Annotated in this window: 16 protein-coding genes; 10 read left to right on the plus strand and 6 right to left on the minus strand. The window is 70.0% G+C overall.

Annotated elements, in window-relative coordinates:
• Positions 1 to 18 precede the first annotated feature (18 nt).
• Positions 19 to 1,293 carry an extracellular solute-binding protein gene (locus OG588_RS13605; RefSeq protein WP_405947495.1) on the minus strand — a complete coding sequence of 425 codons (1,275 nt, stop codon included), beginning with the start codon at positions 1,291 to 1,293 and terminating at the stop codon, positions 19 to 21.
• Positions 1,294 to 1,655: 362 nt separating this feature from the next.
• Between OG588_RS13605 and OG588_RS13610 the strand changes: the two genes are divergently transcribed.
• Complete coding sequence (locus tag OG588_RS13610; protein ID WP_405947496.1) at positions 1,656 to 2,690, plus strand: LacI family DNA-binding transcriptional regulator; 1,035 nt, start codon at positions 1,656 to 1,658, stop codon at positions 2,688 to 2,690.
• A gap of 153 nt (positions 2,691 to 2,843) precedes the next feature.
• A complete protein-coding gene (locus tag OG588_RS13615; protein WP_405947497.1) occupies positions 2,844 to 3,713 on the plus strand; it encodes a phosphatase PAP2 family protein in 870 nt (289 codons plus the stop codon).
• A 272-nt stretch (positions 3,714 to 3,985) separates the two neighbouring features.
• Here OG588_RS13615 and OG588_RS13620 read toward each other — a convergent pair whose 3' ends face one another.
• Positions 3,986 to 4,885, minus strand: coding sequence for a LysR family transcriptional regulator (locus tag OG588_RS13620; protein WP_405947498.1), 900 nt, complete (start codon positions 4,883 to 4,885; stop codon positions 3,986 to 3,988).
• Positions 4,886 to 4,957: 72 nt separating this feature from the next.
• On the opposite strand from OG588_RS13620, the gene OG588_RS13625 reads away from it, so the two are divergent.
• Entirely contained in the window at positions 4,958 to 5,836 is an 879-nt protein-coding gene (locus OG588_RS13625; protein ID WP_405947499.1) for a DMT family transporter, read from the plus strand.
• 52 nt (positions 5,837 to 5,888) lie between these two features.
• Here the strand turns inward: OG588_RS13625 and OG588_RS13630 are convergent, their stop codons facing one another.
• Entirely contained in the window at positions 5,889 to 6,413 is a 525-nt protein-coding gene (locus tag OG588_RS13630; protein WP_405947500.1) for an AAA family ATPase, read from the minus strand.
• A 214-nt stretch (positions 6,414 to 6,627) separates the two neighbouring features.
• On the minus strand, positions 6,628 to 6,993 hold the full coding sequence (locus OG588_RS13635; RefSeq protein ID WP_405947501.1) for a hypothetical protein: 366 nt from the start codon (positions 6,991 to 6,993) through the stop codon (positions 6,628 to 6,630).
• Between the two features lie 551 nt (positions 6,994 to 7,544).
• On the opposite strand from OG588_RS13635, the gene OG588_RS13640 reads away from it, so the two are divergent.
• Positions 7,545 to 7,841: a hypothetical protein gene (locus tag OG588_RS13640; protein ID WP_405947502.1), complete on the plus strand. Its 297-nt coding sequence runs from the start codon at positions 7,545 to 7,547 to the stop codon at positions 7,839 to 7,841.
• Between the two features lie 51 nt (positions 7,842 to 7,892).
• Here the strand turns inward: OG588_RS13640 and OG588_RS13645 are convergent, their stop codons facing one another.
• Positions 7,893 to 10,892 (minus strand): bifunctional [glutamine synthetase] adenylyltransferase/[glutamine synthetase]-adenylyl-L-tyrosine phosphorylase, encoded by a 3,000-nt coding sequence (locus OG588_RS13645; RefSeq protein ID WP_405947503.1) that lies wholly within the window; start codon positions 10,890 to 10,892, stop codon positions 7,893 to 7,895.
• Between the two features lie 84 nt (positions 10,893 to 10,976).
• On the minus strand, positions 10,977 to 11,855 hold the full coding sequence (locus OG588_RS13650) for a hypothetical protein (RefSeq protein ID WP_405947504.1): 879 nt from the start codon (positions 11,853 to 11,855) through the stop codon (positions 10,977 to 10,979).
• Positions 11,856 to 12,015: 160 nt separating this feature from the next.
• Between OG588_RS13650 and OG588_RS13655 the strand changes: the two genes are divergently transcribed.
• The 6 genes from OG588_RS13655 (at position 12,016) to OG588_RS13680 (ending at position 17,838) form a co-directional block, all read left to right on the plus strand.
• Entirely contained in the window at positions 12,016 to 12,783 is a 768-nt protein-coding gene (locus OG588_RS13655; protein WP_405947505.1) for a LuxR C-terminal-related transcriptional regulator, read from the plus strand.
• Between the two features lie 195 nt (positions 12,784 to 12,978).
• Positions 12,979 to 13,419: a VOC family protein gene (locus OG588_RS13660; protein WP_405947506.1), complete on the plus strand. Its 441-nt coding sequence runs from the start codon at positions 12,979 to 12,981 to the stop codon at positions 13,417 to 13,419.
• 219 nt (positions 13,420 to 13,638) lie between these two features.
• Positions 13,639 to 14,514 (plus strand): alkaline phosphatase family protein, encoded by an 876-nt coding sequence (locus OG588_RS13665; protein ID WP_405947507.1) that lies wholly within the window; start codon positions 13,639 to 13,641, stop codon positions 14,512 to 14,514.
• Between the two features lies 1 nt (position 14,515).
• Entirely contained in the window at positions 14,516 to 15,958 is a 1,443-nt protein-coding gene (locus OG588_RS13670; protein ID WP_405947508.1) for an MFS transporter, read from the plus strand.
• Positions 15,955 to 16,974, plus strand: a complete 1,020-nt coding sequence (locus OG588_RS13675) for a TolB family protein (RefSeq protein WP_405947509.1) — start codon at positions 15,955 to 15,957, stop codon at positions 16,972 to 16,974. Before OG588_RS13670 ends, OG588_RS13675 begins: the two co-directional genes overlap by 4 nt.
• 171 nt (positions 16,975 to 17,145) lie before the next feature.
• Positions 17,146 to 17,838, plus strand: coding sequence for a hypothetical protein (locus OG588_RS13680; protein WP_405947510.1), 693 nt, complete (start codon positions 17,146 to 17,148; stop codon positions 17,836 to 17,838).
• Positions 17,839 to 17,928 lie beyond the last annotated feature (90 nt).

Raw genomic sequence — 17,928 nt, forward strand, 5'->3', positions numbered from 1 at the left:
TCCGACGGCCACTCGGGGCTACTTGCTGAAGTCCGGGACCAGCTTGGCGATCGCCAACTCGGCGTTGCTCAGGCCCTTGTCGAGGGACTCCTTGCCACCGGCGATCTTGGGCAGTTCGGTGTCCAGCGGGTTCCAGAGGGAGCTGTACTCGGCGAGCGCCTGGCGCGGCTGGGCGGAGCCGAGCACGCTCTGGTAGCCGGCGATGCCCGGGTCGGCCTTGACCGCGGCGGTGTAGGCGTCGTCGCGGGTCGGCAGCGTCGAGTTCTTCAGGGCGATCGTCGTCTGGGACGCGGCCGAGGTCATGAAGTTCAGGAACTTCAGGGACGCCTTCTGGTGCGCCGCGTCCGAGCCGGCGTAGACCGAGAGGTTGTGACCGCCGGTCGGGGCACCGGACTTGCCGGTGGAACCGGCCGGGACCGTGGCGATGCCGAGGTTGGACTTGTCCTTGAAGGCCGAGCCCTTGTAGAAGTTCGTGATCTCCCACGGGCCCTGGATGATCGCGGCGACCTTGCCGGTGACGAACGCGTCCTGGATGTGGGCGTAGGCGTCCGCGGTGGTGTCGGCCTTGTGCAGGCCGGTGCCGGAGAAGAGGCTCAGCCAGGTGCCGTAGCCCTTCTTCGCGGCGGCGGAGTCCACGGTGATCTTCTTTGCGGAGGAGTCGACGGTGTCGGTGCCCTCGCCGTAGAGGAAGGTCTGCGCGTAGTAGGCCTGGGTGGAGCCCCAGTAGCCGTCGACCTTGGTCTTGGCCTTGACCTTCGCGGCGTCGGCCTTCAACTCGTCCCAGGTGGTGGGCGCTTGGGTGATGCCGGCCTGCTTGAAGAGGGCCTTGTTGTAGACGAGCGCGAGGGTGTCGGTGACCAGCGGCACGCCGTACGTCTTGCCCTCGTACTGGGCCTGCGTGATCAGGTTCGACTTGAACTTGGCCTGGTCGGCGAGGGCTTCGGTGCCGTCGAGCGGCAGGAAGTAGCCCTTCTTCGCGAAGGCGGGGGTCCAACCGACGTCGGAACGCAGCACGTCCGGGGCGCCCTTGGAGCCGGCGGCGGTGTCGAACTTGTTCTGCGCCTGGTCGAAGGGCACGTTGACGTACTTGACCTTGACGTTCTTGTTGGCCGCCTCGAACTTGGCGATCAGGGCCTTGTACGTGGGTGCCTCATTGGTGGCGTTCGAGGTGTCCCACCAGGTGATGGTGACGGGCCCGTCGGACTTGCCGCTGCCACTGTCACTGCCGCCGCAGGCCGTCGCCGCGAGGGCGATGGACGCCACCAGCGCGGTGGCCGCTATGCCACGCCGCATGAGTTCTCCTTGAGGGTGAAAGCCCGTGAGGTGCAGGGCGGCGGTCCCGTCCGCCACCCTGTCGACTTGCCGACTGCGCCGTTGCGTCCGCCGGGCGTCGCCGAACGTAACAGCGATGCAAGCGCGGCGAAAGTCCTTGCTGCAAAAAACTGCAAGACGGCCCGAGAGTTACCCGTCCGTGACCTCTCCTCGACCCCCGCGAAACCCAGTACTGGCGCGGCTGAGCGGGCAGGGGGACACTTGTGCAAGACTCTGCAAGCTCTTGCCGCACGCCGTACGCCGACCAGAAGCCGGCCAGAACACAAGGGATCGCGATGACGCAGCAACCCGCAGCGCGCCGACGGCCGGTACAGTCCACTCCCGTGACCACACGGCTTGCCGACATCGCCGCCCAGGCGGGGGTGAGCGAAGCGACCGTCAGCCGCGTCCTCAACGGCAAGCCTGGCGTCGCCGCCACCACCCGTCAGTCCGTCCTCGCCGCGCTCGACGTGCTCGGCTACGAACGTCCGGTACGGCTGCGACAGCGCAGCGAGGGCCTGGTGGGCCTGATAACACCGGAGTTGGAGAACCCGATATTCCCCGCCCTGGCGCAGGTCATCGGCCAGGCACTGACCCGGCAGGGCTACACGCCGGTGCTCGCCACCCAGACCCCGGGCGGGTCCACGGAGGACGAGCTGACCGAGATGCTCGTCGACCGCGGGGTCGCGGGCATCATCTTCGTCTCCGGACTGCACGCGGACACCTCCGCCGACATGCAGCGCTACGAGCAACTCCGGGCGCAGGGCGTGCCGTTCGTGCTCGTGGACGGCTTCTCGCCGAAGGTGCAGGCGCCGTTCATCTCCCCCGACGACCGCGCGGCGATGATCCTCGCCGTCACGCATCTCGTCTCGCTCGGCCACACCCGCATCGGACTGGCCCTCGGCCCCAAGCGGTTCGTACCCGTGCAACGCAAGATCGAGGGCTTCGTCCGCGCGATGCAGGACCAACTGGCCCTGACCGCCGACGATGTGGAGACCCGGCTGGTCCAGCACTCGCTGTACACGCTGGAGGGCGGGCAGGCCGCCGCCGCCGCGTTGATCGACCGCGAGTGCACGGCGGTGGTGTGCGCGAGCGACATGATGGCGCTCGGCGCGATCCGGGCGGCCCGGCAGCGGGGTCTCGACGTACCCAAGGACGTCTCCGTGGTCGGCTTCGACGACTCCCCCCTGATCGCGTTCACCGACCCGCCGCTGACGACGATCCGCAAGCCGGTGCCGGCGATGGGACAGGCGGCGGTGCGGACGCTGCTGGAGGAGATCGGCGGGACGCCCGCCCCGCACAGTGAGTTCGTGTTCATGCCGGAGCTGGTGGTGCGCGGGTCCACGGCTTCGGCGCCCGGGGACCGGAACCGTCCCTGACTCCTTCCTGAATCGTCCCTAAGGGGGAGGAAACGCGGCCGTGTCCAGTGCGCTGGTAGGAGTCCGAGGCCTCTTCTCGTCGTAGAACATGCGCGCCGGACCCGACCAAGGGATGATCGGTCGCGGAAGCCTTTTCTGGCAGACTTCGTGTCTATGGGTGAGACCACCGTGACGACATTGGAAGGCCGTGAAGAAGCCGTTCCGAGCCCCGTCGCGGACGCCGCGGGGCAGGGTTTCATGCGTCGATTGCGCCGGTTGCGCACTCCGCGCCGGCCCCGGCTGTGGTTCGAGATCCTGCTGATCGCGGTGAGTTACTGGACGTACTCACAGATCCGCAACGCGGTTCCGGAACAGCGGGGCCAGGCACTGCGCAACGCCGACTGGATCTGGCGCGTCGAGCACCATCTCGGCATCGCCGTCGAGCAGTCGGTCAACCACGCCGTGAATTCGGTGACTTGGCTGATCGTAGGCATGAACTACTACTACGCCACACTGCACTTCGTGGTCACGCTGGGTGTCCTGGTGTGGCTGTTCCGCAGTCATCCGGGCCGGTACGCGGCGTCCCGCCTCGTCCTCTTCGCGACCACGGCCGTGGCCCTGGTCGGCTACTACTTCTTCCCGCTGGCCCCGCCGCGCCTCATGAACGGCAGCCACTTCATCGACACGGTCATGGTCCACCAGACCTGGGGGTCGATGGCCTCCGGCGACCTGAAACACATGTCGAACCAGTACGCCGCGATGCCGTCCATGCACATCGGCTGGTCCCTGTGGTGCGGCCTGACGATCTTCACCCTGGCGAAACTCCCCTGGGTCCGCATCATGGGCCTGTTGTACCCGGCGGCGACACTCATGGTCATCGTCTCCACGGCCAACCACTTCTGGCTCGACGCGGTCGGCGGCATGCTCTGCCTGACCTTCGGCTTCACGGTCTCCCGCCTCTGGTACGGCGCGTTTCCGTACGCCCTGCCGAGGACGGTGGCGGTACGGGGGGCGAGGGGGGCCTGGCTGCCGACGAAGGCGTGAGCGCTCTACTGGGTGCGTGCGGCTCCGCCGGGGCCGCAATGGGTCGTCGTTCGGGTGCCGCGCCATCGTGGCTGGCCGCGCACTTCCCCGCGCCCCTTTGGGGCGCACTGCCGAACCCCAGCTGACTTCACCCGGCCCGTTCACCCCGCGGTCGCAGCGTCTCGCGGACGGCCGCGTGGATGGTCCGCACCGGCTCCGGATCCCGTACGACCCGTACAACCACGTCCGGACGGCGGCTGCCGAGCCCCAGCCGCTGACTTCACCCGACCCACTCAGCCCTCGTTCGCCGCGTCCCGCAGCGCCCGCAGAAACGCCCGTAGCGCCGGCTGTGGCGGTGCCGTCTCGCGGACGGCCGCGTGAATGGTCCGCACCGGCTCCGGATCCCGTACGACCCGTACGACTACGTCGGGATGGCGGCTGCCGAGCCCCAGGCGGGGAATCAGGGCAACCCCCAGGCCCGCCGCGACGAAACCCTGAGCTGTCACGTAGTCCTCGCTCTCGACCGCGAACCGGGGCCGGAACCCGGCCGCCTCGCACGCGTCGAGCTGGGCGTCGAGACACGGCCCCGGCCACTCGCTGCCGACCCACGGCTCCTCGGCCAGTTCCCCCAGCTCCACGCTCCGCCGCGCGGCCAGCCGGTGCCCCTTGGGCAGTACGGCGAGATACGGATCGTCGAGCAGCTTCACCAGCCGTACGCCCTCGTGGCCCCCGGATGCCCTGGACGCCCCGACCACGAGCGCGACGTCCGCCCGCCCCTCCTTCACCTCGGGCAGCGGATCCTCGGGGTCGGTGAGCTTCAACTCCAGCTGGACTCCGGGGTGTTCGGCGCGCAGCCGAGCCACGGCGGGGGCGACCAGGGCGGCACCGGCGGTGGCGAAGTAGCGGACCGCGAGCCGTCCCGTACGCCCTGCCACCAGGTCCGCCAGGGCCGTCTCCGCCTCGGCGACCTGCCGCCCGATCGCGTCCGCGTACCCGGTGAGCAGCAACCCGGCCGCCGTGGGCCGCACCCCGCGCCCGACCCGCTCAAGCAGCGCGGTCCCGGCCTCCTTCTCCAGCGCCCCGACCTGCTGGCTGACGGCGGAGGGCGTGTACCCGAGCCGGGCCGCCGCAGCGGTCACCGACCCACACCCGACCACAGCCCGTAGTACCTGCATGCGTCGCACATCAAGCATGTAGCGCAGGTTAACAGTCACTGTAGAATCATTCGCTTGTCCTGTACGGTCCAGCTGCCCGACCGTGGACCCATGCAGCCCGCCTCGACAGTCCGCATGGCCGTGCTCGCCCTCCTGTGGGGGTCGGGCTTCCTCTGGATCAAACTCGCCCTGAACCACGGCCTCTCCCCCGCTCAGATCACGATCACCCGCTGCGCCCTCGGCACCCTGGTACTACTGGCCCTGGCCCGCTCGGCCGGTCAGCGCCTGCCGCGCGACCGCGCGACCTGGGGCCGCCTCGCGGTGGCCGCCCTGTTCTGCAACGCCATCCCGTTCGCGTTGTTCAGCGTCGGCGAACAGACCGTCGACTCCGGCGTCGCGGGCGTCCTGAACGCCACAACTCCCCTGTGGTCCCTGCTGATCGGCATCGCGCTGGGCACCGACCGAGGCCTCGGCAGAACCCGCCTGACCGGACTCCTGCTCGGCTTCGCCGGTACGGTCCTGATCTTCGCCCCCTGGCACCGCTCGGGCCTCCTCACCTGGGGCGCCCTCGCCCTCTTGGGCGCCGCCGCGAGTTACGCCGTGGCCTTCGCGTACATGGCCCGCAAACTCACCACCGGCCAGGCCCCGTTGGCCGTCTCGGCGGCCCAACTGATGGCGGCGACGGCTTGGACCACCCTCGCCGTACCGGCCTCCGGCCCAGTGCACCCCGACCTCACGGCCCTGCTCGCGGTGACCGCCCTCGGCGTCCTCGGCACCGGCGTGACCTTCTACCTCAACTACCGCCTGATAGCGGACGAAGGCGCGACGAGCGCGGCAACGGTCGGATATCTACTGCCAGTTGTGTCGGTGACGCTGGGCGCGGTGCTGCTCGACGAGAGGGTGGGACTGCGGGTGATGGCAGGCATGGCGGTGGTCCTGGTGAGCGTCGCTTTTACAAGGCACCGCTCACCAGTGAAGGCTTTTGCTTAACGGTCGCGGGGCTGTGTCGATTTGTGGGGCCGCACCGAGGTCGGCCGGACAGTCACGCGAGTGATGGCCACCGATCGGCGGCCCAGTCCAGCCATCCCGCCCACCCAGGAGGCGGACCTCCTACCTCATGTCCGTCGAGTTCCGTGGCGTCGGGCTCCTCGAACAGCGTCCGCCAGTGCACGAGGTCCGCCTCGCTCATCGCGAAGGTCTGATCAGGGGTGGTCGACCGGCGGTGGGCGATCCGAGTGCGTTGGGTCTCAAGGTCCACCGGCACGTACACGAGTCGACAGGACGCGCCGACAGACATCGCCAACCAGCGGATCGCGGACCTCTCGTCACGAGACCAGCAGCCGAAATCCAGGATCACGTTCGTTCCCAGTCTCAGCGCCTCCAGCCCGACCCAGAGCAGCCGTCCTTCCAGCACATCGCGCTTCCCGGCCGGTTGCGGGTCACCGAACAGCGGGAGCATCCACTCATCCGGCGTCAGCCGCAGCGCGCTGCGCTCCTTGGCCAGTTGTCGAGCCCTCGTGGTCTTTCCGGCCCCGGGCAGGCCAACTGTCAGGAACAACGTCGTCACGCCCAGATCTTGTCACGCAGGCCAAGTGACCACGGCTTGAGCCAAAGGCTGATCGAAGGCCACGGTGACGGTGCCGCGGAAGACGCAGGCGCACGTGTCGAATCTCGTGGCCACGGCTCGGGAACTCACAACTCGGCTTCCATCGACTGGAGTCGGGCCTCAGCGTTGGCGACGCGACGGTGCGGGCGGCCTTCAGGGGCCCGGCCCGAGCCGCTCAGCGGCGCCTGGCGTGGCGCTCTCGTACCGCAACGATCCACCCGACCACCGGCAGCATCACCAGCCAGGCCGCCACCACCGCCACAGGTCCTCCCCAGCCGACGCCGACAAGACAGGCCGGCCACGCCACCAGCGCCGCGCCGACCGTGGTCCTGCCCAACGGGACCAGGGAAGCCGGCAAGCCGCGCTCGGCGGCACCGCGCGCTCCCAGCAGCGCGAAGCCACCGGCCCACAGCAGGTACGTTCCGCAGGCCAGCGCCCCCAGCGCCAGAGCAGTGTCGATGTCCGGGTCACCCACGGGGTTGTCGTTGGTCTCCTGGGTGAGACCGCCCAGGCTGACGGCAGTTGCATAGTGTCGCCACACGGTGACGCTCACCTGGTCCCCTGGGTGCAACCGCTTCAGAAGGGGGCCCGCAGAACCCATGTCGAGCGAGCCGGATGCCGGAGCGGGACCCGACAGCCTGAGCCGGTACGTATCCTCTCTCCCGGAGTGCTGGATCACTGTTCCCGTCACAGTGGCTCGTACGGTGTGCAGGCAATCCCCCGGGCCGGCGCCGGCTCCGGCCTCGGTGCACGGGACCGCGGAGAGAAATCCCCGTTCCTCCCCCACTGCCGCGGGTAGGGCAGTGAAACCACCGACCGCCCACAGCATTGCGACAGCGCCCAAGAGCACCGCGCTCAGCCCCCATGCACGATGCCACCATGGCCGACGCCGCAGGCCGCCCGGGCGCGGCGGACCGTATCGGGTCAGCGGGCGCGAGACGGACCGTGGCAAGGACATCTGCGCACCGTACAACTGCCCCGCCAGGAGCTGTCCGGCCGATCCCTGCTGTGCGTCCGGCCGCTTGTCGACGCGGCTGTGACAACGGTCTGAAGTCGATTGCACGGGTTTTGCCAGTGCGCGACCATCACCGGATGGATGCAGACGGGGGCCGGGAACTGGTGCGGGTTGTGCAGACGTGTTCCGCCTGCCCGTCGCAGTGGGATGCCTGGACAGCGGACGGCCAGTACTTGTATCTCCGGTTCCGGCACGGTGAAGGCTGCGTCGAGTGGCATCCTGACCCTGATACCGACACGCCGGACTCCTGGAACGAGGGCCTCTCGGGACTCCTGGTCGAATGGGACGACGGCACGGGCAGCGGTGTCATCAGCCTTGAGGACTTCCTCTCGGCAGCCGGTTTGGTATTGGCGCCTGGTGCATCGGTGAGTTGAGGTCGTGGCCGAAGAACTCATCGAACAGCACCAGCGCGGCGCGTCATCCGGCTAGGCCCCGTAGAACAACACGTCCACCACACCACGTGCCCGACGAGTAGTACGCCGATAGTCGTCCAGCATGTCCCCCACATGCCCCGGCCCGTACCCCAAGTACCGCCCCACGGCAGTCAGTTCACGCGGGTCGGACGGAAACGTGTCGCCCGCCCGCCCCCGCACCAGCATCACCGCGTTACGAACCCGCGTGGCCAACACCCAAGCCTCGTCCAGTATCGAGGCGTCCTCGACGGAAATCAGCTCGGCAGCACAAGCCGCAGCGAGCCCCGCCCGGGTACGCGTGGTCCGCAGCCCCGGCTCGCTCCACCCGTGCCGCAACTGCATGAGCTGCACGGTCCACTCGACGTCGGACAGCCCTCCACGCCCCAGCTTGGTGTGCAACGTCGGGTCAGCCCCGCGAGGCAACCGCTCCGACTCCATCCGAGCCTTCAGCCGCCGAATCTCACGTACCGCGTCATCCCCGAGCCCCTCCGCCGGATACCGCAGAGGATCGATCAGCTCGATGAACCGCCGCCCCAACTCCTCGTCCCCGGCAACAGGTTCGGCCCGCAACAACGCCTGCGACTCCCAGACCAGGGACCACCGGCGGTAGTACGCCTCGTAGGAGTTCAACGACCGTACGAGCGGGCCCGACTTGCCCTCCGGACGGAGATCCGCGTCGATCAGCAGCGGCGGGTCCGAGCTGGCGACCTGAAGCAGCCGCCGCATCTCGGAGACGACCTTGTTGGCGGCTTCGGATGCTTCCCGCTCGGGCACGCCCTCGCGGGGTTCGTGCACGAACAGGACGTCCGCGTCGGAGCCGTAGCCCAGTTCGTGGCCGCCGAAGCGGCCCATGCCGATGACGGCGAAGCGGGTGGGGAGGGTGTCGCCCCAGCCCGCGCGAACGACCGCGCGCAACGTGCCGGCGAGGGTCGCGGCGGTGAGGTCCGAGACGGCGCCGCCGACCCGGTCGACGAGGGCGCCCTGGTCGGCCTCGGCGGGCTGGGTCTCGGTGCCGTAGGAGCCGACGATGTCGAAGGCGGCCGTACGGAAGAGTTCGCGGCGGCGGACGCCCCGGGCGAAGGTGACGGCCTGGACGGCGTCGTCGGCGCGGCCGACCGCGGCCAGTATCTCCTGGTCCAGGTGGGCGCGTTCGCGGGGTTCGAGGCCGCTGCCGCCGTCTCCGTCGCCGAGGAGGGCGACCGCTTCGGGGGCGCGCATGAGGAGGTCGGGGGCGAGGCGGCCGGCCGAGAGGACGCGGGCGAGGTTCTCGGCGGCGGCGCCCTCGTCCCTCAACAGCCGTAGGTACCAAGGGGTTTTGCCGAGCGCGTCGGACACCTTGCGGAAGTTGAGGAGGCCCGCGTCCGGGTCTGCGGAGTCCGCGAACCAGCCCAACAGGACGGGCAGCAGGGTGCGTTGGATGGCGGCCTTGCGGGTGACGCCGGAGGCGAGGGCCTCGATGTGGCGGAGGGCCGCCGCGGGGTCGGTGTAGCCGAGGGCGACCAGCCGTTCGCGGGCCGCCTGGGGGCTCAACCTGGTCTCGCCGGGGGCGAGTTGGGCGACCGCGTCGAGCAGTGGACGGTAGAAGAGCTTCTCGTGCAGGCGTCGTACGACGGTCGCGTGGCGCTTCCACTCGCGGTTCAACTCGGCGACGGGGTCGGTGCGCAGGCCCATCGAGCGGCCGAGGCGGCGCTGGTCGGCCTCCTCGACGGGGACGAGGTGGGTGCGGCGCAACCGGTAGAGCTGGATGCGGTGTTCCATCGTGCGCAGGAAGCGGTAGGCGTCGTCGAGGCGGGCGGCGTCCTCGCGGCCGACATAACCGCCGGCGGCGAGGGCCTCAAGGGCGACGAGCGTGGTGCCGCTGCGCAGCGAGGTGTCGGCGCGGCCGTGCACCAACTGGAGGAGCTGGACGGCGAATTCGACGTCCCGCAGGCCGCCGGGGGCGAGTTTCAGTTCGCGGTCGATCTCGGCGGCGGGGATGTTCTCGACGACTCGGCGGCGCATCTTCTGCACGTCGGTGACGAAGTTCTCGCGCTCGGCCACCTTCCACACGAGGGGTTCGAGCGCGTCGACGTACTCCGCGCCGAGCGCGAGGTCGCCGGCCACCGGGCGGGCCTTGAGCAGGGCCTGGAACTCCCAGGTCTTGGCCCAGCGTTGGTAGTAGGCGAGGTGGCTGGCGAGGGTGCGGACCAGCGGGCCGTTGCGGCCCTCGGGGCGGAGATTGGCGTCGACGGGCCAGATGGACCCCTCGACGGTGGTCTCGGAGCAGATCCGCATCATGTGCGCGGCGAGCTTGGTGGCCGCGCGGACCGCCTTGCCCTCGTCCGCGCCCTCGGCGGCCTCGCCGACGAAGATGACGTCGACGTCGGAGACGTAATTCAGCTCGTGGCCACCGCACTTGCCCATCGCGATCACCGCGAGCCGGCACAGCGCGGCGTCGTCGGGCGCGGCGGCGCTCGCGATGGCGAGGGCGGCGCGGAGGGTGGCGGTGGCGAGGTCGGCGAGTTCGGCGGCGGTCTGGGCGAGGTCGGTGGTGCCGCACACGTCACGGGCGGCGATGGACAGCAGGCAGCGGCGGTAGGCGACGCGCAGGGCGACCGGGTCGGTGGCCTCGGCGAGCCCGCGCTCGAACTCCTCCACCCCGGGGTGGAGGTCACGCGGCTCGTACATCACGAGGGCGTGCCAGTCACGCGGATGCCGGGCGAGGTGATCCCCCAGGGCGGCGGAGGCGCCGAGCACCCCGAGCAGCCGGTCGCGCAAGGGCTTCGCCGCGATCAGGGTGTCCAGCAGCTCGCGGCGGGGAGTGTCCTCGGGCTGTGCCTCCAGCAGCCGTACCAGACCCTGAAGGGCCAGGTCGGGGTCGGCGGTGGCGCCCAGGGCCTCCAGCAGGACCGGGTCGTTCCTTATCGGCGCCAGCTCCGCGCTCTCCAAGAGCCGCTCGGCGGCCGAGGGATCGGTGAAACCGTGCCGCAGCAGTCGCGTGAACGTGCTGCTCCTGCGCCCCGGCGCCGTCATCCTCGGCCTCCCGTCCGATCAAGGTCGTATGGGCCCGAGCCTAACCGGAGACACTGACAGAAGCGCCGGGGCGGGAGCGTGCTTTCAGCGGGCCACCACCAGGGTGGCGGGGCGGGCGGGATCCACCAGCACCGTGTCCCCCGGCCCGTCGGCGCCGCCGTCCGACGGCAGCACCGCCGCGGAGTCCGGGCGTCCGGCAAGCGGAATCAGGGCGCGGGAGACCGTGCCGGGGCGCCCGGTGCCGGGCAGGGAGGCGTACTGGACGTCGAGGCACTGCTTCCGCAGCCTCGCCAGCGCTGTCCCGACCGGCGTGCCGGCCTCCACCGCCGGGAGGACCACGCTGCGGTCGGTCCGGCGGTCGAGCCGCGCGCAGGCCTCGTCGTCGGGCGGCGGCGTGGGCTGTCCGGGCCGACCCCCGTGCGGCCCGGACAGGGTGAGCCGGGCGAGGTCTCCGGCGGCGGTGTTCGTGGTGTCGATCCGGAGCGTGGCGTGGCGCAGCCACTGCAACGGATGTCCGTCGAGCTCGGCCCGCGCCCAGCCCTCGGTGTCGACGAGGAACCCGGTCTCGACCGCGGCCTCCTCCAGGGGCGGCATCCGGCGTGCCCGCCCGCGCGAGGCCCGCTCCGTACCGGTGTCCGGCCAGTGCCGCAGCACGACCAGCAGCGAGCCGACGGGCTGGGTGAAGAGGTGGGCGCGGCCCGCGGTGACCGGGTAGGACCCGGCCGGCGTGATCGCCGTACGGGAGGGTCCGGAGAGCTGGACGTCGCCGCGGGGGCCGAGTCGGAAGGCGACGGCGTCGAAGGTGGTGTCCTGCGCCGCCGTGGTGGCGGCCGGGCCGGAACAGCCGGTCGCGAGCAGGGTGGTGGTGAGGGCGGCGGCGCCCGCGACGAGGGCCGCGGCGCGATGGGGGCGTGGGTGGGCGCGTCCGTCATGGATGCGTGGATGGCGTGGATGGGAACGCATGAGCTGCCTCCGTGTCCTGCGCGGCCGGAGCGGCCGTCTGAGTCGACAGTGCGCGCATCAACGGGCGTAACCCATTCGGCATTTGACGAATCTCCGGCGCTCCGGGACAGGGCCGGGCGTAGATTCGCGGCAGGCGAGAACCGGCCATCTGGAGGCCGCCATGACCCCACCGTTCACGACAGCCGAGGTCCATCTGCGGCGGATGGCGGACCTCCTGGAGGAGGCCAGGCAGGGCGCCTCCGACGCCGTACCGCCGGAGTCCCTGCTGCTCGGTCTGCAGCGTCTGGTGCCCTGCGACTGCGCCTGCTTCTCCGAGCTGGACGTCCCGACCCGGATCCACGTCAACGAGCAGGAGACGCCGTACGACGACTGGGGCGACGTGGGCGGCGACGCGACGCTGGAGGGCTACTGGCGCTGGCGGCACCAGCATCTGCAGTGTGTGGAGGTCGCGCGGGTGCACACCAGCCCCCAGGTCACGCAGCTGACCGACTTCATGTCCCTGCGCGAGCTGATGCGCCTGCCGATCTACACGGAGCACCTGCGCCCGTTCAAGTGCATCGCCGCCGTCGCGCTGCCCACCGCCCCGGGCCGTACCCGCGTCTACCAGTTCTTCCGCAAGGACCCGAAGCCGTTCAACGACCACGAGATGACCACGCTCGGTCTGCTGGCCCCGCACCTGTACGCCCTCTACCAGGAAGCCGCCCTCCGACGCCGTTCCCCGGTGCGGCTGACCCGTCGCGAACTCGATGTCCTGCGCTGCGTCGCCCGCGGTATGAGCACCCCGCAGATCGCCGAGCAGCTCGTCGTGTCGACCAGCACCGTCCGCAAGCATCTGGAGAACGCCTTCGACCGGCTCGGCGTCTCCAGCCGCGTCGCCGCGGTGGCTCGCGTGTTCCCGGAGGCGGGGGCCGAAGCGGAGGCGGTCTGACCGGGCGACCGACGGGTTCCCGCGCCGGGCGCGCTCCCTGGCCGGCGATCCGCGTTTTCGTATCAGCTGTGGCGCCCCGGACCGTTTTCGGTTTCGGTAGGGGGGAGGCCGTTCAGCCGAACGCGATGGCGATGGCGATGGCGATCAGACGCGATGTCGATCCGAGTGACGTACTGACGACGAAGGAGTCGTTCCATGGACATGACCCTCGAAGTGATCCTGCTCCCGGTCTCCGACGTGGACCGGGCCAAGGAGTTCTACCAGGACAAAGTCGGTTTCCATGTGGATCTCGACGGCGAGGTGATGGAAGGCGTACGCATCGTGCAGCTCACGCCGCCCGGGTCCGGGTGTTCCATCGCCCTCGTGGACGGCTTGCAGATCCCGACCGGAACTCCGCAGCCAGGGACATACCACGGCATGCAGCTGTGCGTGCAGGACGCGAAGGCGGCCTACGACGAACTGACCGCGCGCGGTCTTGAGGTGAGCGAGCCGGTGCAGTTCGCGCCGCAGGACGGGGCGACGTTCATGTACTTCAAGGATCCGGACGGGAACGGCTGGGCGATCCAGGAGTACCGCAAGCGGGCCGCCGAGCCGTTGCACCAGGTGCTGGCCCAACTGGCGGCGCTGCAGGAGTAGTTCACCAGCTTCAGCAGCAGTGGTTCACCACCAGCAGTAGTTCACCACTTCTTCATCCGCCGGGTTGGGAGCGGTGGGGTGCGGGCATCTTGGCGTGTGCATGCTCAGTTCGCACCGTCACCCCCGTTCTCCCCCCACCCGGAGGTAGATGTGTCCGGCAGTGAAGAAGTGTCCGGCGGTCCCGGCAGTTCCGGTGGCCCCGCCAGTCCCGCCAGTTCCGTGTACCGCCGCAGTCGCGCCCTCGTGGCGTCCGCGCTCGCCTTCTCGGCAGCCGCCGTCGGGGTCTGGACCGGGTTCGGCACCGCTGCCACCGCCCATGCCGCGGCCGGGGTGCCGACCCCGGACCACGTCGTCGTGGTCGTGATGGAGAACCACGCCTACAGCCAGGTCATCGGCTCCTCCAGTGCCCCCTACATCAACTCGCTCGCGTCCGGCGGCGCCGCCCTCACCCAGTCGTACGGGATCACCCACCCGAGCCAGCCGAACTACTTCGCGCTGTTCTCCGGCTCCACCCAGGGCATCACCGGCGACAGTTGCTACACGGCGGGCTTCTCCTCGGCCGCGAACCTCGCCTCCGAGGTGACCGCTGCGGGCGGCACCTGGGCAAGCTACAACGAGACGCTGCCGAGCCAGGGTTCGACGACGTGCAGCAGCGGCAACTACGCGCGTAAGCACAACCCTTGGTTCGGGTTCTCCAACGTCGCGACGTCCACGGCGAAGACGTTCACGCAGTTCCCGACGGACTACACAGCCCTCCCCGACATCTCCTTCGTCACCCCCAACCTGTGCAGCGACATGCACGACTGCTCGGTGGCGACCGGTGACACCTGGCTGAAGAACAACCTTGGTGCGTACGCGACTTGGGCCAAGACCCACAACAGCCTGCTCGTCGTCACCTTCGACGAGGACAACCTGCTCAGCGGCAACCGCATCCCGACGGTCTTCTACGGCCAGCCGGTGACGGCCGGTTCGACGTCCTCGACCACGTACAACCACTACAACCTGCTGCGGACCCTGGAGGACTCCCAGGGCCTGACCACCCACGCGGGCAACGCGGCCTCGGCCGCGGACATCACCGGCATCTGGGCGTCCTGAGATGTACGTGGCGGACAGCCGCGCCGACGCCGACCCAAGTGCCGGGAGTACTACGGGCATTGCCGGAGGTACTACGGGTATTGCCCGTAGTACGGCGCGGGTGTCCGCCGTAGTCGCCCCCACCGTCTTCGCCCTCGGCGCGGTCAGCCTGATCACCGACGTGTCGTCCGAGATGGTGACCGCGGTCCTCCCCCTGTACCTGGTGACGGGCCTCGGCCTGTCCCCGCTGGGCTTCGGTCTCCTGGACGGCATCTACAACGGCTTCTCGGCACTCGTCCGGCTGGCCGGCGGCCACCTCGCCGACCGGGGCGGCGGCCGGCACAAGTGGGTCGCGGGCATCGGCTACGGCATCTCGGCGGCCTGCAAACCGCTCCTCCTCCTGGCCCACACCCTCACCCCCATCGGCCTGGTCCTCGCCGCCGACCGCACGGGCAAGGGCCTGCGCACGGCACCGCGCGACGCGCTGATCTCCCTCTCCTCCACCCCCGAGAACCGGGGTCGTGCCTTCGGGGTACACCGCGCGATGGACACGGCGGGCGCGCTGCTCGGCCCGCTGGTGGCGTTCCTGATCCTCCGGGCGACGGTCGACGGGTACGACGCGGTGTTCACGGTGAGCTTCTGCGTGGCGGTGGTCGGCGTCCTGGTGCTGGTGCTGTTCGTGCCGGGGTCGTCGCCAACTGCCGCGCCCCGCACGGAGAAAGCCGTACGGGAGAAGGTCGTGGGGGAACAGGCCGTAGGGGAACAGGCCGTACGGGAAAGGGCCGTAGGGGAACAGGCCGTGGGTGAGAAGGCCGTGGGTGAGAAGGCCGTGGGTGAGAAGGCCGTGGGTGAGAAGGCCGTACGCCCGACGCTCCGCGCCGCCTTCGCCCTCCTCGCCCGCCGCGACCTGCGCCGTATCACCGTCTGCGCGCTCCTCCTGGGCCTCGCGACGGTCAGCGACTCCTTCGTCTACCTGCTCCTGCAACGGCGACTCGGTGTACCCGACCGCTGGTTCGCGCTGCTGCCGCTGGGCACGGCGGCGGCGTTCCTGCTCCTGGCCGTACCGCTGGGCCGGCTCGCGGACCGTGTCGGCCGCTGGCGGGTGTTCCTGGCGGGCCACGGAGCCCTACTCCTGGCGTACGCCTTGTTGCTGACCTCCTGGCACGGCACGGCCCTCCCCTACGCCGTCCTCCTCCTGCACGGCGCCTTCTACGCGGCGACCGACGGCGTGCTGATGGCGGCGGCCTCGGACAGCGTGCCGGAGCAACTGCGTTCGTCGGGGCTCGCGTTGGTGCAGACGGGCCAGGCGGCGGCACGGTTCGTGTGCTCGCTGGGCTTCGGTGCGGCGTGGACGCTGTGGGGCGACCGTACGGCGCTCATGGCGTCGGCGGTGGCGCTGGCGGTCTGCGCGGTGTTTGCCCTGACGCTCCGCCCCGGCCGATCAGTTCTGGAGCCCGCCTCATGACCCTGCGCAACCGCGTCCTGGTCCTCGTCGCCGCCGTGGCCGCACTCGCCGTAGTGGCGGTGGCCTCGGTCCTGCACGCGTCGGCCCGCGCCGAGCGACGGAACGAGACCCAGCCCGGCGGCCCGAAGATCACCGCGGGCAGGATCACGCTCACCGCGCCCGGCACCATGGTGTTCCGCAACATGGCCTGGGGCCCCCACCGGGACGAACTCACCACGGTCCCCGCCGCCACCCCCGCCGGCCCCCGCACCGCCTCCGGCCTCAAGTGCCTCCGTTTCTACGCCAGTTCGGGCACCGGGGTCTGCCTCCAGGCGGTCCACGGCACGGTCACGGACACGTACCGCGCGCTGATCCTCGACGCCCACCTCAAGGAGACGGCCCGTTACGACGTCCCCGGCATCCCCTCCCGTGCCCGCGTCTCCCCCACAGGCCATTTCGCGGCCTGGACGGCATTCGTCGGCGGCGACTCATACGCGGGGACGAACTTCTCGACGCGAGCGGCGATCGTGGACACGAGGACGGGGAAGCTGATCCCGACGTTGGAGTCGTTCCGCATCCTCAAGGACGGCCACGCCTACCGGTCCGCCGACGTCAACTTCTGGGGCGTGACCTTCGCGGCGGACGACCGCACGTTCTACGCGACGCTGGCGACGAAGGGCAGCACGTATCTGGTGCGGGGCGACCTGCGCACGCGGACGGTGACCACCCTCCACACCAACGTCGAATGCCCGTCCCTCTCCCCCGACGGCACGCGCATCGCGTACAAGAAACGCGTGAAGGGCCTCCCGAAGGACGCCCCTTGGCATCTGTACGTCCTCAACCTCCGCACGATGCGCGAGACATCACTGGCGGAGCCGAGGAGCGTCGACGACCAGGCCGTCTGGCGCGACGACCACACGATCGTCTACGCCATGCCGGGTGACTACGGCGCCGATCTGTACAGCGTGCCGGCGGACGGCACGGGCGGGGCTCGGCGGATCAGCGGCGCGGCGGTGTCTCCGGCGTTCCTGAGGTAGCGCTCGACAGCTGTGCGACGGCGCTGTGACGGGCGGGTGAACTATGTCCCAGCCGCAGGTCAGGCAATTGATTGGCCCCGGGAGGCGGGTGTCCGAACAACTCCCCGGCGTCGAATCTCGATGTCAGACGCCCGGCGTACGACGCCGGCGCACGACGCAGAGGAGACAAGGGTGACGGTCAACGCCGGCACGCGCCGTAGTGGGGATTCCGTGGTCGCACGGAAGAAGACAAGCAAGAAGTGGATGGGGCTGGCGACGCTGGCGCTGGCACCGATGGTGCTGCTCGCGTCCCCCGGGGTCGCCTCGGCGGCGACCAACGTGTGCCTGCAGAACTCGGACGGTTCTCAGACCGACATCGCCGGCAACTCGTCGACTCCCGACAAGACGCAGTCGATCACCGTGCAGTCGGCGAAGAACACCTGGCAGGACTGGGTCTGGCGGGGCCCGACGTTCCAGTGCCCCACGAACGTGCCCAGCTGCACCTACGCCTGGCAGCAGGCGAAGACGACGGGCTGGCAGTGGTCTGTCGGCCTCAGCATCAAGCTCCCGATCCCCAAGGTCGGCAGCTGGCTCGACGAGATCACTCCCTCGTACGGGCGCAGCGGCTCCACCACCACCTCGTACACCTTCACGACCGCCCTGACTCCGGGCCAGTTCGCCCAGCCGATCCAGGTCGTGGAGCGTCGCTGGACGCAGGGCGTCTACCAGGGCATCTACCACTCCACCGGGAACTCCTGCCTGCCGAGCCCGACCAACCCGAACGGCAAGGCCTGGCGGTACAACTGGTCCAACGAGCGCTGGGGCAACTGGACGACCAACCTGAAGGTCAGCGACTACGGGACGTACCACGTCTGGACCTCGTGACCCTGCCCGGTCGTGACCGCCCTCGGGTCGCGACCGGTGAGCCGAAGGGCACCCCGCAAGCGGGCGGGGTGCCCTTCGCTCGAACACCTC

The organism is Streptomyces prunicolor (assembly GCF_045162825.1).
GTDB lineage: Bacteria > Actinomycetota > Actinomycetes > Streptomycetales > Streptomycetaceae > Streptomyces > Streptomyces prunicolor.

Bases quoted from the DNA above. Each gene is read 5' to 3' on its own strand.
- OG588_RS13605 (WP_405947495.1), bottom strand. From the start codon at position 1,293: ATGCGGCGTGGCATAGCGGCCACCGCGCTGGTGGCGTCCATCGCCCTC.
- OG588_RS13615 (WP_405947497.1), top strand. From the start codon at position 2,844: ATGGGTGAGACCACCGTGACGACATTGGAAGGCCGTGAAGAAGCCGTT.
- OG588_RS13620 (WP_405947498.1), bottom strand. From the start codon at position 4,885: ATGCTTGATGTGCGACGCATGCAGGTACTACGGGCTGTGGTCGGGTGT.
- OG588_RS13625 (WP_405947499.1), top strand. From the start codon at position 4,958: ATGCAGCCCGCCTCGACAGTCCGCATGGCCGTGCTCGCCCTCCTGTGG.
- OG588_RS13640 (WP_405947502.1), top strand. From the start codon at position 7,545: ATGGATGCAGACGGGGGCCGGGAACTGGTGCGGGTTGTGCAGACGTGT.
- OG588_RS13645 (WP_405947503.1), bottom strand. From the start codon at position 10,892: ATGACGGCGCCGGGGCGCAGGAGCAGCACGTTCACGCGACTGCTGCGG.
- OG588_RS13650 (WP_405947504.1), bottom strand. From the start codon at position 11,855: ATGCGTTCCCATCCACGCCATCCACGCATCCATGACGGACGCGCCCAC.
- OG588_RS13655 (WP_405947505.1), top strand. From the start codon at position 12,016: ATGACCCCACCGTTCACGACAGCCGAGGTCCATCTGCGGCGGATGGCG.
- OG588_RS13660 (WP_405947506.1), top strand. From the start codon at position 12,979: ATGGACATGACCCTCGAAGTGATCCTGCTCCCGGTCTCCGACGTGGAC.
- OG588_RS13670 (WP_405947508.1), top strand. From the start codon at position 14,516: ATGTACGTGGCGGACAGCCGCGCCGACGCCGACCCAAGTGCCGGGAGT.
- OG588_RS13675 (WP_405947509.1), top strand. From the start codon at position 15,955: ATGACCCTGCGCAACCGCGTCCTGGTCCTCGTCGCCGCCGTGGCCGCA.